11 protein-coding genes are annotated in these 12,326 nt (G+C 58.5%); 5 read left to right on the top strand and 6 right to left on the bottom strand.

The annotated features are described in order from the left end of the window. The first annotated feature begins 12 nt into the window (after positions 1 to 12). Genes E6C55_RS10830 through E6C55_RS10820 form a run of 3 tightly spaced genes read left to right on the top strand, consistent with a single transcriptional unit; the run spans position 13 to position 4,577 of the window. Positions 13 to 1,719 carry a sensor histidine kinase gene (locus E6C55_RS10830; RefSeq protein WP_136369805.1) on the top strand — a complete coding sequence of 569 codons (1,707 nt, stop codon included), beginning with the start codon at positions 13 to 15 and terminating at the stop codon, positions 1,717 to 1,719. Beyond that, on the top strand, positions 1,713 to 2,543 hold the full coding sequence (locus E6C55_RS10825; protein ID WP_136369804.1) for a response regulator transcription factor: 831 nt from the start codon (positions 1,713 to 1,715) through the stop codon (positions 2,541 to 2,543). Before E6C55_RS10830 ends, E6C55_RS10825 begins: the two co-directional genes overlap by 7 nt. Positions 2,544 to 2,561: 18 nt before the next feature. Continuing rightward, entirely contained in the window at positions 2,562 to 4,577 is a 2,016-nt protein-coding gene (locus E6C55_RS10820) for a discoidin domain-containing protein (protein WP_136369803.1), read from the top strand. 57 nt (positions 4,578 to 4,634) lie between these two features. Here E6C55_RS10820 and E6C55_RS10815 read toward each other — a convergent pair whose 3' ends face one another. From E6C55_RS10815 to E6C55_RS10795, 5 genes are all read right to left on the bottom strand, one after another. Beyond that, entirely contained in the window at positions 4,635 to 5,402 is a 768-nt protein-coding gene (locus E6C55_RS10815; protein WP_136369802.1) for an SDR family NAD(P)-dependent oxidoreductase, read from the bottom strand. An 18-nt stretch (positions 5,403 to 5,420) separates the two neighbouring features. Continuing rightward, on the bottom strand, positions 5,421 to 6,260 hold the full coding sequence (locus E6C55_RS10810) for a fumarylacetoacetate hydrolase family protein (RefSeq protein WP_136369801.1): 840 nt from the start codon (positions 6,258 to 6,260) through the stop codon (positions 5,421 to 5,423). A gap of 41 nt (positions 6,261 to 6,301) precedes the next feature. Continuing rightward, positions 6,302 to 7,375 (bottom strand): zinc-dependent alcohol dehydrogenase, encoded by a 1,074-nt coding sequence (locus E6C55_RS10805; RefSeq protein ID WP_230986643.1) that lies wholly within the window; start codon positions 7,373 to 7,375, stop codon positions 6,302 to 6,304. 15 nt (positions 7,376 to 7,390) lie between these two features. Then, complete coding sequence (locus E6C55_RS10800; protein ID WP_168735579.1) at positions 7,391 to 8,539, bottom strand: mandelate racemase/muconate lactonizing enzyme family protein; 1,149 nt, start codon at positions 8,537 to 8,539, stop codon at positions 7,391 to 7,393. Between the two features lie 124 nt (positions 8,540 to 8,663). Continuing rightward, positions 8,664 to 9,299: a GntR family transcriptional regulator gene (locus tag E6C55_RS10795; protein WP_136369799.1), complete on the bottom strand. Its 636-nt coding sequence runs from the start codon at positions 9,297 to 9,299 to the stop codon at positions 8,664 to 8,666. A gap of 89 nt (positions 9,300 to 9,388) precedes the next feature. Between E6C55_RS10795 and E6C55_RS10790 the strand changes: the two genes are divergently transcribed. Further along, on the top strand, positions 9,389 to 10,069 hold the full coding sequence (locus tag E6C55_RS10790) for a GntR family transcriptional regulator (RefSeq protein WP_168735578.1): 681 nt from the start codon (positions 9,389 to 9,391) through the stop codon (positions 10,067 to 10,069). Between the two features lie 95 nt (positions 10,070 to 10,164). Next, positions 10,165 to 11,046 (top strand): SMP-30/gluconolactonase/LRE family protein, encoded by an 882-nt coding sequence (locus tag E6C55_RS10785; protein WP_136369797.1) that lies wholly within the window; start codon positions 10,165 to 10,167, stop codon positions 11,044 to 11,046. Positions 11,047 to 11,440: 394 nt separating this feature from the next. Here the strand turns inward: E6C55_RS10785 and E6C55_RS10775 are convergent, their stop codons facing one another. Then, on the bottom strand, positions 11,441 to 12,310 hold the full coding sequence (locus E6C55_RS10775) for a helix-turn-helix transcriptional regulator (RefSeq protein ID WP_136369796.1): 870 nt from the start codon (positions 12,308 to 12,310) through the stop codon (positions 11,441 to 11,443). Positions 12,311 to 12,326 lie beyond the last annotated feature (16 nt).

Below are 12,326 nucleotides of genomic sequence, written 5' to 3'. Positions count from 1 at the left end.
GAGGGTGGCATTGTGGGACGAGTATACGGACGCTACAGAGACGATATTCGGAGAGCCTTCACGCTCTATGCACTAATTCCGGTCATCGTTATCGCTCTGTCCAGCTACGCCTTGTCCTTCTCCATTCTCTACAAGACCATCGCCAACCGCAATGCCTCAATTAATGTTAGAGCATCGGAAGCGTTATCTTCGGTAATCTCGCGCTATCAGGAGAAGGCGCAGTCTCTATTCGAGAGTGCTGCCGTTCTCGATTCTCTGGCCAGCGGAGAGGGAGGCATCAAGGCGTACGCCGAGCTGTACGACTTCGTCAACGCCAATCTCCTTCGTGCCGACTTCTTCGTATTCGACGCTAATCTTCAACCGATTATTGCGAGCTCCAACTTCATTCCGGAATATGCCCAGTCGGCCAACTCGCTCGGGTGGGGAATCATGCGCAGTCTGAAGTCGGCTCCAGATTATACGATTCTCTCCCGACAGTCTTCCATTCAGGCGGATGATACAAGCCTGGCCATCGGCCGAGCGATCGTGCAGAACGGCAACGTGCTGGGGTACGGGGTGTTCGATATGGATGAACAAGGCCTGGTTCGTCTCATCAGCAATACCTATTCGACAAGCACAGTGGTGACCGATTCGTTCGGCTACGTGCTTGCGCATACGAATGAGCTGCTGGTCGACTCGTTCGGCAAGCTGCTTGTCGGATTCCGGGATGAATCAGGCATCGTGAAGTCGGAGGCGGACAGCCACTATGTGACCCGAAGCGCAATTCTGGACGGAAGCTTGTACGTCTACACGTTCACCTCCATCGGCTTCTACAACTCGATTCTGCTGCTTGTCGGGGTTCTTCTGGTACTGCTCTTCGCCTTGCTGATGCTGGCAACCTCGCTGTTGGCTCGCAAGATTGCCCATGGCAAAACTCAGGTTCTGGACGATATTGTCCGGGCGATTGAGAACGTTCAGGCCGGCAAACTGGATACACGTCTGGAGCTCAATACGAACAACGAGTTCCAGGTGTTCGCGGAAGCCTATAATCAGATGCTGTCAGACATCAAGAACCTGATCGACGTGAACAAGGAACGAGCGCTGCAAATGGCTGTTGCGGAGATCAAGCAACTGGAATCCCAATTCGATCCTCACTTCCTGTACAATACCCTTGAGACGATTCGCTATCTGGTCAAGATGGACCCGTCTTCTGTCGACAGGATCGTCGTCAGTTTGTCCGAACTGCTGAGATACAGCATCAACCATACGGTTAACGAGGTTCGACTGGACGAGGACATCGCTCATACGAACAATTACTTGCTTATCCAGAAGTGCCGCTTCGGCAAAAATCTTCAATACGAGATTCATTCGGAGGCCGAGACGGAGGATTGTATCGTTCCGAAGCTGCTTATTCAGCCTCTGATCGAGAATTCGATCAAGTACGGCTTCGCCGATCAACCGACCTTGTCGATTCGCGTGTTCACAAGACAGGTCGAGGACAAGTTGGAGGTCGTCGTCGAGGATGATGGATCAGGAATAACCGAGGATATGCAGACCAAGCTCAATGGAATATTCCGTGCAGGCGTCAATCCGACGAAGCATATCGGGCTATACAATGTTCATCGGAGAGTACAGCTCATGTACGGCAAAGATTATGGAGTCGAGATTATCAACGGGCAGCTTCGCGGCTTCTTGATTCGAATTGTGCTTCCCGCAGCGAGGAGGAGCGACGCATGCTGAAGGTGCTTATCGTGGAAGACGAGGAGATCATCCGCAAGGGGCTCGTGCATACGTACGACTGGCTCGAGATGGGCTGTATCGTTGTTGGAGAGGCCGGCGATGGAACGGAAGGGCTTCGCTTGTTCGAAGAGCTTCATCCTGATCTCGTGATCACGGATATCCGGATGCCCTGCATGAACGGGATAGAGATGCTGGAGAGAATGATGGAGATTCGCCCGATCAGCAGCATCATTCTGACCAGCTATACCGAATTCGAATATGCTCAGCAGGCGATCTCCCTTCGTGTCACCGAATATTTGTTGAAGCCTGTGGATGAATTCAAGCTGCAGCGGATCGTAGGTCGAATCAGGCGAGAAGTCGGTCAGGAACGGGCGCGGGAAGAGATCATGGAGAAGACGCGAAGCAGCTCCGGAGGGCCCGATCTCTCCGATCTGGAGATGTTTGTTGCTGCAGACAAGCCGGTTAACTATTATGTGGAACAAGCGTTGCAGCGGATCAAGAGCAGCTATGCGACGAAGGTGAGTCTGGAATTCATCGCTTGCGAGCTGGGGGTCAGTTCAAGCTATCTGAGCCGGAAGTTCCGAGAGGCAACGGGGCATACCTTCCATGAGATTCTCAGCAAGCACCGGGTACAGAGGGCGATCGAGCTGCTGTGCGGCGGGCAATACCGCATCAACGAGATTGCCGACATGACGGGTTTCAGTGATTACAAGCACTTCTGCACCGTGTTTAAGAAATATACCAGCTTATCGCCGTCCGACGTGCAGAAGAGCGGGAGCTGGGCGATCGTAAGAAGTCAGAACCAGGGAAGACCATCCCCTTAATCGATAGGAGAGAGAATATTGTCCATAACCAGATCGAAGCTTATCATTGTCATGTTTGCAGCCATGCTGCTTGCCGGTTTATTTTGTAATCGCATTCAAAGCGTGGAGGCCTTCTATCAGCCTTCCGGATCGGACTCCTACAACCTTAAGCTGATGTCCTTCAATGTACGCAATCTGAACGGCGACGACGGGACCGTCAACTCCTGGGACAACCGCAAGTCACGAGCCGTCAACGTCATCAATGGATATGGCCCGGATATTATCGGCATGCAGGAGGCGTACAAGGTGCAGATTGATTACTTCCTCGATCAACTGCCCAATTACGGCTCCATCGGGCAGTCCCGCTACGGAGATACTACCAATGAATACTCGAATATCATGTACCGTACGGACAAGTTCGACGTAATGGAGACCGGCCAGTTCTGGATCAGCGATACGCCCGACGTGGCAGGCAGTAAGAGCGCGAGCGACAGCAGCTATCCGCGCATCGTGACCTGGGCCAAGTTCCGTGCCCAATCGGACAACCAGACGATCTTCTATTACTTCAATACGCACTTCTCTCTCAAAGCAGCGGCACAAGCGCAAGGAGCGAGTCTGCTGCTCGACCGGATTGCCAGCTACGTCAAGCCGGACAACACGCCGGTCTTCATCGGGGGCGACCTCAACAGCGACGAGACTTCGTCGGTGTACAGCACGCTGAACGGATCGAGCTTCCAGGACACGTGGGCGCAACTGGGGAAGCCGTTCACGGATGATAGTACGGCACACCAATGGACTGGCGAGAAGGATATGGCGAACCAGCATATCGACTGGATCTTCCAGCGCAACGCGGTGAAGGTCAATTCGGTCGAGATCAATTACTACACCGAGAGCGACCTGTATCCGTCGGATCACTACCCGCTGCAGGTGAACGTCGATATTCCACGAACGGGAGAGCCGCAGGCGGATCGCGCCTCCGGAGGAACGATAACAGCCACGTATACGGACAGTCCGACGAATGAGGATATGAGCAAGGCGTTCGATAACGACAAGACGACCAAGTATTACGTGCCCCACGGGACAGACGTCAAGCTCCAGTACCAGTTCGGCAATGGGGGGAAGTATGCCATCAATCGGTACAAGCTGACGTCGGCTAACGACAATTCCGGCATTCGGGACCCGAAGAGCTGGACGGTTCAGGGCTCCAATGACGGTACGAATTGGACGACGATCGACACGCGAACGAATGAGAGCTTCCCGCTTCGTTATCAGACAAGAGAGTTCCGAATGAGCAACACGACCCGATACGAATATATCCGGTTCTCGTTTACGAGCAACAACGGGTCGAACTTCCAGATCTCGGAGATCGAGCTGTACGACTATGTGAATCTGACAGTTGCCGGAACGAAGACGGCCGATGCCTACAATTCCGGGGAAGAGCCGGGCCTGGGCGCCGACGGGTATGTGTCCACGGGCAAGTGGTGCGCATCGGGCGCCGAGCCGCACTGGCTGAAGATCGACCTGGGCGCGGTCATGAACATCTATCAGTTCGTTGTCAAGCATGCAGCAAGCGGAGGAGAGACCAAGAACTACAACACGGCCGATTATCAAATCCAATATAGCAATGATGGCACGAACTGGACCGATGCCGCCGTTGTGACGGACAATACGGCTAACGTTACGACGCACAATGTCAATCTGAACGCCCGCTATCTGAGGCTCTATATCACCGACGCCACTCAGACAAGCAATACCGCCGCCCGCATCTATGAATTCGAAGCGTTCGGCTTGCAAGAAGGAGCAACGTTCTATAAGGACGCCGATTATGGCGGTATCGCAGTATCCTTGCCGAAGGGAAGCTACACGCTGGCTCAACTGCAAGAAGCAGGCTTCTCGAACGACAGCCTCTCTTCGCTGCGAGTATATGGCGGCAGCACGGTAGAGTTGTACAAGAACAACAACTTCCAAGGCGACGTGCTGACCCGGACGGCAGATGACAACAAGCTGTCGGACGACGGCTTTAACGATGTCGTGTCCTCTATCAAGATTAACTGATTAATGTGGAAGACCCGTCGATCGCAACCGGATCGGCGGGTCTTCTTGTCGTGAGGTCTACAGCTCCGCCGTCATGCCGCCGTCCGCGACCAGCGTTGCGCCGGTCATGAACGAATTGTCCGGGCTGGCGGCGAACATGACGACGGCTGCGATCTCCTCGGGCTGGCCGACCCGGCCGATCGGCTGGGAGTCGTCCCACTGCTTCATGATCTCTTCCTGCGGCGTGTCCAGATTCTTCAGGCTGCTCTCCAGCATCGGCGTCCGCACCGCTCCCGGCAGCACTGTGTTCGCGCGAATGTTCATCTTCGCGTAATCGAGAGCGATCGCCCGAGTGAGCCCCGCGATGCCGGCCTTGGACGCCGCGTACGCGGAATAGCCGTCAAGCGTCGCCAGCGCATGAACGGAGCTGACGTTCACGATGGCGCCGCCGCCTTGCTCCAGCATGTGGGGGACCACGCCCCGGCAGAACAGGAACACGGACGTCAGATTGTTCGTGATGACGCCGTTCCATTCGGCCAGGCTCATGTCGGTCAGCCTGACCTGCGGGCAGACGGCCGCATTGTTCACCATGACGTCGATCCGGCCGAACGCGGCGACCGTATCGCGGAGCACCCGGGCGACGTCTTCCTCGGAGGAGACGTCCGCCGCCATGGCGACGGCTCTGCCGCCCGCTTCCGCAATCTCGTCGGCGACGGCCTGCACTTTGCCGAACGTTCGCCCGACAAGAACAACCGAAGCGCCGGCGCCTGCGAACCGACAAGCGACCGCCCGACCGATGCCCCCTCCGCTCCCCGTGACGATAACAACTTTATTTTCCCAGCTCATGGCGCACCTCGCCGTTCCTTAGATTCGCTCCGCCGCGAACGCGTTGCGCAGCGTTCCGATGCCTTCGACCGTCGCTTCGACGACGTCTCCGGGCTTCAGCCACACCTGCGGCTTCCTCCCCATGCCGACCCCCGGAGGCGTGCCGGTGCTGATGATGTCCCCGGGCTGCAGCGTCATCGTGTTCGACAGGAAGGAGATCAGGTACGGAATGTTGAAAATCAGTTCCTTCGTGTTCGAGTTCTGCATCGTCTCTCCGTTCAGCGTGAGGGAGATGCCGAGGTTGCCCGGGTCTGCGAGCTCGTCGGCGGTGACGATCCACGGCCCCGTCGGCGCGAAGCCGTCGATCGCCTTGCCGCGCGTCCACTGAGGCTCGTTCAACTGAATGTCGCGCGCGCTGACGTCGTTCAGAATCGTGTAGCCGAACACATAGTCCATCGCCGACTCAAGCGGCACCCGCTTGGCCGTCTTGCCGATGACGACCGCAAGCTCGACCTCGTAATCGCACTGCTCGACCTCGGCCGGAATCGTCACTTCGTCATCATGGCCGAGCAGGCAGTTGTTGTACTTCGGGAACAGCACCGGAACCTTCGGCACCTGCATGTTCGACTCGATCACGTGGTCGTGGTAGTTGAGCCCTATGCAGATGATTTTGTCAGGATTGGTGAGAGGGGAGAGCAGCTTCACGTCCTCCAGGCGATGGGAGTCGCCCTTGCCGAGATCGGAAGCGCCGCCGGCTTCAATGACGTCCCGCATCGTTCCTTCCGTCTTCAAGGCGACAATCTCCGATTCGCCGTTGACCGCACCGACTCTCGGCTTGCGATCCGGGTCTTGCCGCACATAGAATTGCACCAGCTTCATGATTGAGGTTCCTCCCGTTCGGGGTGTCTTCGTTGCTTCTGTTATTCCGTTGGTGCCAAGCTGAGGAGAATCTTCGCCACCGGGCCAGGTCTGCCGATCAGCTTCTCGAACGCCGCAGCGCCCTCGCGAATCGGTACGGTCTCCGTCCAGGGCAGCAAGCCCGTTCGCCCTTGACCGATCCAGAGCAGCGCCGTCTCGAAGTCTTCCTGGGAATAGGCGAATGCCCCCTTGACGCTGATCTCGCTGCGGATCATGTCGTTGATCGGCAGCGCGCTCGCCGCTTCGTGCAGACCCGTGAAGACGACGCGGCCGCCGGGCCGAACGGCCTCGACGCTGCGCTGCCTCGTCGCTTGCGCGCCGACGGCGTCGATCGCGGCATCGAATTCGCCGCGCACCTCCTCCGGCAGCTCGTCCACGCTCGTCACCGCAATTCCGCCCAGCTCTCTCGCGATGCCAAGCCGCGATTCGTTCAGGTCCACGACGACCGCGTCCCGAACGCCATACACCTTCGCCGCTTGCAGCGCGAACAGGCCGATCGGCCCCGCGCCGTAGATGAGCAGCCGATCCGTCGGAGTCAGCTCCAGCAGGCGGCAGACGTGGATCGCGCATGCGAACGGCTCGGCCAGCGCGCCCTCCTCGAACGACAGGCTGTCGCCGAGAAGGTAGACATTGCGGGCAGGCACCGCGACGAATTCCGCGAACGCTCCCGGGCGATGCGCCCCCAGCAATTGCCGCTCCCGGCACAATTGCGATGCGCCGTTGCGGCAGTATCGGCAGGAGCCACACGTTGCGAGCGGATTCGCCGTGACGCGGTCGCCCGGCTGCAGCCGGCCGGCCCACTCCCTGTCCGCCCCGCCAACCCGCTCGCCGACCCGTTCAATCACGCCGGAGAATTCGTGCCCCATGATCAGAGGCGGCTTGCGCAAGGAATTGTGGCCGAGGTAGCCGCCCAGCTCGGACCCGCAGATGCCCGCCCGCTCGACGCGGATGAGCACTTCGTCCGGCCCCGGCTCGGGAATCGGCACCTCCCGCATGTTCATCGTACGAGGCCCCTCGTAAATCAAGGCTCTCATGCTCTTGTTCTCATTGTTGCCTGTACTCGCAGTCGTTCCCATATCCGCTCGCGCCTCCTATTCGACCCGTTCCCGCTTCTCCCAGCCCTGCTTGAACAGCGGCAGCCAATGGCCGGGATGATACGGATACTTGGCCGCTTCCTCAAGGTTGAGCTCGACGCCGAGGCCGGGGCGCTCCGGCGGCTGCAAGTAGCCGTCGACGACCTTGAACGGGGGAGAGAAGATATCCTGCGCCCAGGAATGATTAAAGTCGTCAAATATCTCATGCAGGAAAAAGTTCGGAGTCGCCATGTTCAGATGAGAGCAGACGATGGAGCAGATCGGCCCTTGCGCGCTGTGCGGAGCCGTCACTCCGTTGTGCGCGTGAACCATTCCGCAGATCTGCTTCGAGGCGGCAAGCCCCAGGAATTGCGGCTCGAGCTGGATGATATGAACCGCGTCGTGCTTCAGCAGCTCGGCGAATTGCTCGCGGTTGTAATAATCCTCCCCGCAAGCGATCGGCACCGGGCTGCGCTTCGCTACCTCGACGACCGAAGAGACGCGATAAGGCGGCACCGGCGCTTCGAACCAGGTCGGGTTGTACGGGGCCATCGCTTCCGCGAATTGCAGTGCCGTATGCACGCTGAACCGGTTATGTCCTTCGATCAGAATGTCGACGTCGGGGCCGACTGCGTCCCGTACGGCGGCGATATTGCGGACAGCGCTTGCGTGATCCGCCCGCTCAACCGTGCGCCAAGCCGCGCCGAACGGATCGAACTTCAGCGCTGTGTACCCCTTCGCGACGACTTCCTTCGCCTGGGAATAGAAGCTCTCCTCGTCGGCCCCGCCCCGGTACCAGCCGTTGGCGTAGCAGCGCAGCTTGTCGTGGCACCTGCCGCCGAGCAGCTTGTAGAGCGGCTGCCCCGTCGCCTTGCCCATAATGTCCCAGCAAGCCGTCTCGATGGCGGCCAGCGCGGAGCCCTGCACCTGGCCTCCGTCCGAATAGACGTCGCGAATCATCTTGAGGGAGATTGTCTCCACGTCGAACGGGTCCATGCCGAGCACCAGATGCTTCAACTCGTGAATGGCCGCCTCGACCGTCTTGGCCAAGCCGTTAAGCGTGCCTTCGCCCAACCCGCTGATTCCCTCATCCGTATCGACCTGGACGAACAGCCAATTTTTCCAAGGATTCCCGACGATATACGTTCGAACATCCGTGATCTTCATGCGACCAACCCCCATGCTAGGATGAGTTTAAGGTAGCACGGGGGCGATTAGATGCTCAAGATGTCTCACTTGTATACATCAATATCACATCAACATCAACATCAACATCAACAGCCATACATCATCAGAGCATAATCTGCTTCACGAATTCGATATGGCTTCGAACCAGCCGTTCGCTGAGCGCCGGATCGGTGCCCGCAAGCGCGTTCCGGATCTGCCGATGCTCATCCAGGCTGCCCCATAAGCGCTCCTTATTCTTGTAGAAGGTGGTCCGAACCGCCAGAAGGAACTTGTCCTGCATTCGGGAGGCGGCCTCCGCATATTCCTCGTTGTCCATCCCCGCGATAATCGCTTCGTGGAATTGCCGGTCCAGCTCCACGTATCCGATAATGTCTTGCCGCCGAACCGCGTCGGCCTGCTTCTCCAGATTGGCGTCGAGAATGTCGAAGAACGTCCTGTCCATTCGGCCGGTCAGGCGGCTGACCGCGAACGTCTCGAGCGACAGCCTCAGCTCGTAGATGTCGAGGATGCGCTTAAGCGAAATCTCCTGAATGACGAACCCCTGGTTCGGCACCAGCTTAACGAGCCCCATCATCTCCAGCCGGTCCAGCGCCGAGCGAATGGGGGTTTTGCTCATCTGCAGCTTCTCGCTCAGCCACTTCTCCGACAGGAACGTTCCGCCGTCCCACTCCCCTTCGACAATGCTTCTCTTGATGCGTTGATAGGCCCGGTCTCTCAGCGTCGGTTCGCCCATGGACATGGATTGCGATCTTCCTTTCCCTCGCTACTTGTTCTATCATGATAATCATACTCGACAGTCGATCGATTCGGGAAGGAGGGGAGAGCGGGATGGCTCGTCCGACGTTGCGCCAGCAGGCGTACGGCCAGATTCTGGCCAAGATTGAGAGCGGCGACCTTCCGAAGGGAGCGGTCACTTCGGAAGTCCATCTCGCCCGGGAGCTCGACATGAGCCGAACGCCCGTGAGGGCGGCGCTTCAGCAATTGGAGCTCGAAGGCTTCGTCCGCATCGCCTCCAAGCACGGCGTTCTCGTTCTCGACTCCTCGTCGCAGCGAATCGGGGATCTGCTCGAAGTCGTCGCTTCCATGGCGTTGTTCTCCGTCGGCAGCGCGCATGTCTCGAGGGAGAGGGGGCTGAAGGAGCTGTCGCGCGAGCTGGCGGAGCGATTCCAGGCTCTTGGCGGCGGGGCTTACGGAGCTTCGGGAGGAGGTTCCGGTCATGAGGATGCCACCCATTCATTCAATGCCGGCCCGGGAGACCTCATCGCGTTCGAGCACGAGCTGCTCGGAAGGCTGATCTCCCTCAACAACAACGCCGAGATGGCGAATACCTATCGCAACGCGACTTCGCGGCTGTACTGGAGCCGGAACGACAGGCGGTGGCACGCCCCTTATCGCCTTCAGGCGCAAGAGCAGGTCGCAGAGTTGATTCGTGCTGTCGGCCTGAACTTCGAGGCGTACCGGCTCGCGCTGTTCGACTACTTGCGATTGCTCAAGATGACCTGGCAGTAGCGCCCGGCAACTCTCATGTATACAAGCGAGACGCCTTGAGCGGGTTGCGCGAATCGTGTTACGTTTAAATCATTTATTGGGAAAAGAGGGCTGTCATGACGACGAAGCTATGGTTGGTTCACGACACGAAGGCGGAGCTGGGCGAGGGGCCGGTATGGGATTCTGCGAGCGAGCGTCTGCTCTGGGTCGATATTGTCGCAGGCCGCATCCATGAGTACGATCCGCAGCGCCCGAACACAGGCATCTCTCACGAACTCGGCTCCTTCGTGAGCTCCGTCGTTCCGAGACGCTCCGGCGGATGGGCGGTCACGCGGCAGGACGGCTACTATGCCTATAACCCGGCGACGGCCGAGCTGGCGCGGCTCGCCGAGGTCGAAGGAGACAAGCCGGGCAATCGGTTTAACGACGGCAAGTGCGACCCCGTCGGTCGTTACTTGGCCGGAACGATGTCCTTGTCCGACAAGCCGGGCCAAGGCGCCTTGTACGCGCTGGATGCCGAGCACGCCGTCCGCACGCTTGTCGGCGGCATCGGCTGCTCGAACGGCCTGGCGTGGAGCGCGGACGGAAGCGCGATGTACTACATCGATACGCCGACACGGCAGGTCGTCGCTTACGATTACGACCTGGCGACGGGAGCAATCTCGGGCCGCCGAATCGCGATTGCGATCCCGGAGGACCAGGGCTATCCCGACGGAATGACGATCGATTCGGACGGAATGCTCTGGATCGCCCACTGGGGAGGCTGGCAAGTGTCGCGATGGAATCCGCTCACGGGAGACAAGCTGCTCTCCGTCCCGGTTCCCGCTGCCTTGGTCACCTCCTGCGCCTTCGGCGGCCCCGCACTGGACAAGCTGTACATCACCACGGCGCGAGTCGGGCTGTCGGCGGAGGATCGGGACGCCCAGCCGCAGGCCGGCGGCTTGTTCTGTGCGGAAGTCGGCGCGACGGGGCTTCCCTCGGCGGTGTTCGGGGGATAGGGGGCGCTTCCGGCAACTTCTGGATTCGAAGCGGTATATGTTATACTGGGGATAAATTAGCGGAATGCCGAAGACAGGGGTGACATCGAATGGACAAGGTCAATTCACCGGAAGAGTTGATGGAGAACATTTCGAATATGAGCCCGAGGAGACGCTAGATTTCATATCTCAATTAATTCTTGAGATAGAAGCCATACTCTTCAATCCGATATTAAGCAAGGCTTATAAAGAGGAACGGTACCTATGAGGGACTGTCGCGCATCGTCGTGAAGAGGTTTAGGATTTACTTTGAACATCATGGGAATGAAGTCTGGATCGTTGCTGTTCTGTTTCCCGGAGAGCAGTAAATCTTCGCGGCATCCCGGCGCTGAGCCGAGGATGCCGCTTTCGCATTCTATTCGTAATAAACCGCGTCATAAGGGAACTCCAGCTTCTTCAGCCGGTAGTCCTTCGGAGTCATGCCCATGTACTCCCGGAAAACCTTGCCGAAGTAGCTCGGGCTGTCGAAGCCGCAGCGGCGGCCGATCTCCTGAACGGGCAGATCGGTCGTCCGAAGCTGGGCGAGCGCCGCTTCGACCCTGCGGTCGCGCAGGTAGGCAAGCGGGGAGACCTGCTCGGCCTTCTGGAATAGCCGGCACAGATAGTGCTTGCTGATGCCGGCCTGCTTCGCGATCTCTTCCAGCGTAAGGGGCGAGGCGTAGTTCTCCTTCAGGTACTTCTTGGTTCGATCAACGATCGAGCTCGAGCCGGCGCTGATCTCGTTGCCCGCGTCCCGACTTGATTGCACCAGCGTAAGCATCCATTCGAACACGAGGGCGGACAGCCGATACTTGTCGGTCACCTTCTCTTCCGAGATCGCCTGAAGCAGCTTCCAGTAATGCCGGATCAACGGCGAGTCATGCCCTCGCCGAATAACGGTCCCTTCCTGCTCCGTCACGAGATCCCAGATTCGATTCGCCTCGTCCCCTCGCAGGTTCAGCCAGATCATCTCCCAAGGCTCCTCCGACTCCAAGTAGAAGTACCGATGGCGGCTCGGAATCTTGACCAGGAAGCCGCTTCCCGGCGGAAGAGCGTGCGTCGTCTGGTCAACCTCGATATATCCCATACCGCTGAGCGTATATTGGAAGATCACATGCCCGCAATCCGGACGCTCCTCGCCGGAGAAGCTGTACTCCTTGGTATGAATCGTCTGCCAGCCGATCGAGTCCAGCGTCAGGATCGACCGGTCATCGCTGCGGAAGGCGTAGGATACGGGTTTGAGCATAAGGGTCTCCTTCATT

Source organism: Cohnella fermenti, assembly GCF_004801405.1.
GTDB classification, from domain to species: domain Bacteria; phylum Bacillota; class Bacilli; order Paenibacillales; family Paenibacillaceae; genus Cohnella; species Cohnella fermenti.
Note: the sequence above shows the minus strand (reverse complement) of the source record. Positions and strands in the feature narration are given on the sequence as shown.

Coding starts and splice junctions, on each gene's coding strand:
- E6C55_RS10825 (WP_136369804.1), top strand. CDS start 1,713: ATGCTGAAGGTGCTTATCGTGGAAGACGAGGAGATCATCCGCAAGGGG.
- E6C55_RS10815 (WP_136369802.1), bottom strand. CDS start 5,402: ATGAGCTGGGAAAATAAAGTTGTTATCGTCACGGGGAGCGGAGGGGGC.
- E6C55_RS10810 (WP_136369801.1), bottom strand. CDS start 6,260: ATGAAGCTGGTGCAATTCTATGTGCGGCAAGACCCGGATCGCAAGCCG.
- E6C55_RS10805 (WP_230986643.1), bottom strand. CDS start 7,375: ATGGGAACGACTGCGAGTACAGGCAACAATGAGAACAAGAGCATGAGA.
- E6C55_RS10800 (WP_168735579.1), bottom strand. CDS start 8,539: ATGAAGATCACGGATGTTCGAACGTATATCGTCGGGAATCCTTGGAAA.
- E6C55_RS10795 (WP_136369799.1), bottom strand. CDS start 9,299: ATGTCCATGGGCGAACCGACGCTGAGAGACCGGGCCTATCAACGCATC.
- E6C55_RS10790 (WP_168735578.1), top strand. CDS start 9,389: ATGGCTCGTCCGACGTTGCGCCAGCAGGCGTACGGCCAGATTCTGGCC.
- E6C55_RS10785 (WP_136369797.1), top strand. CDS start 10,165: ATGACGACGAAGCTATGGTTGGTTCACGACACGAAGGCGGAGCTGGGC.
- E6C55_RS10775 (WP_136369796.1), bottom strand. CDS start 12,310: ATGCTCAAACCCGTATCCTACGCCTTCCGCAGCGATGACCGGTCGATC.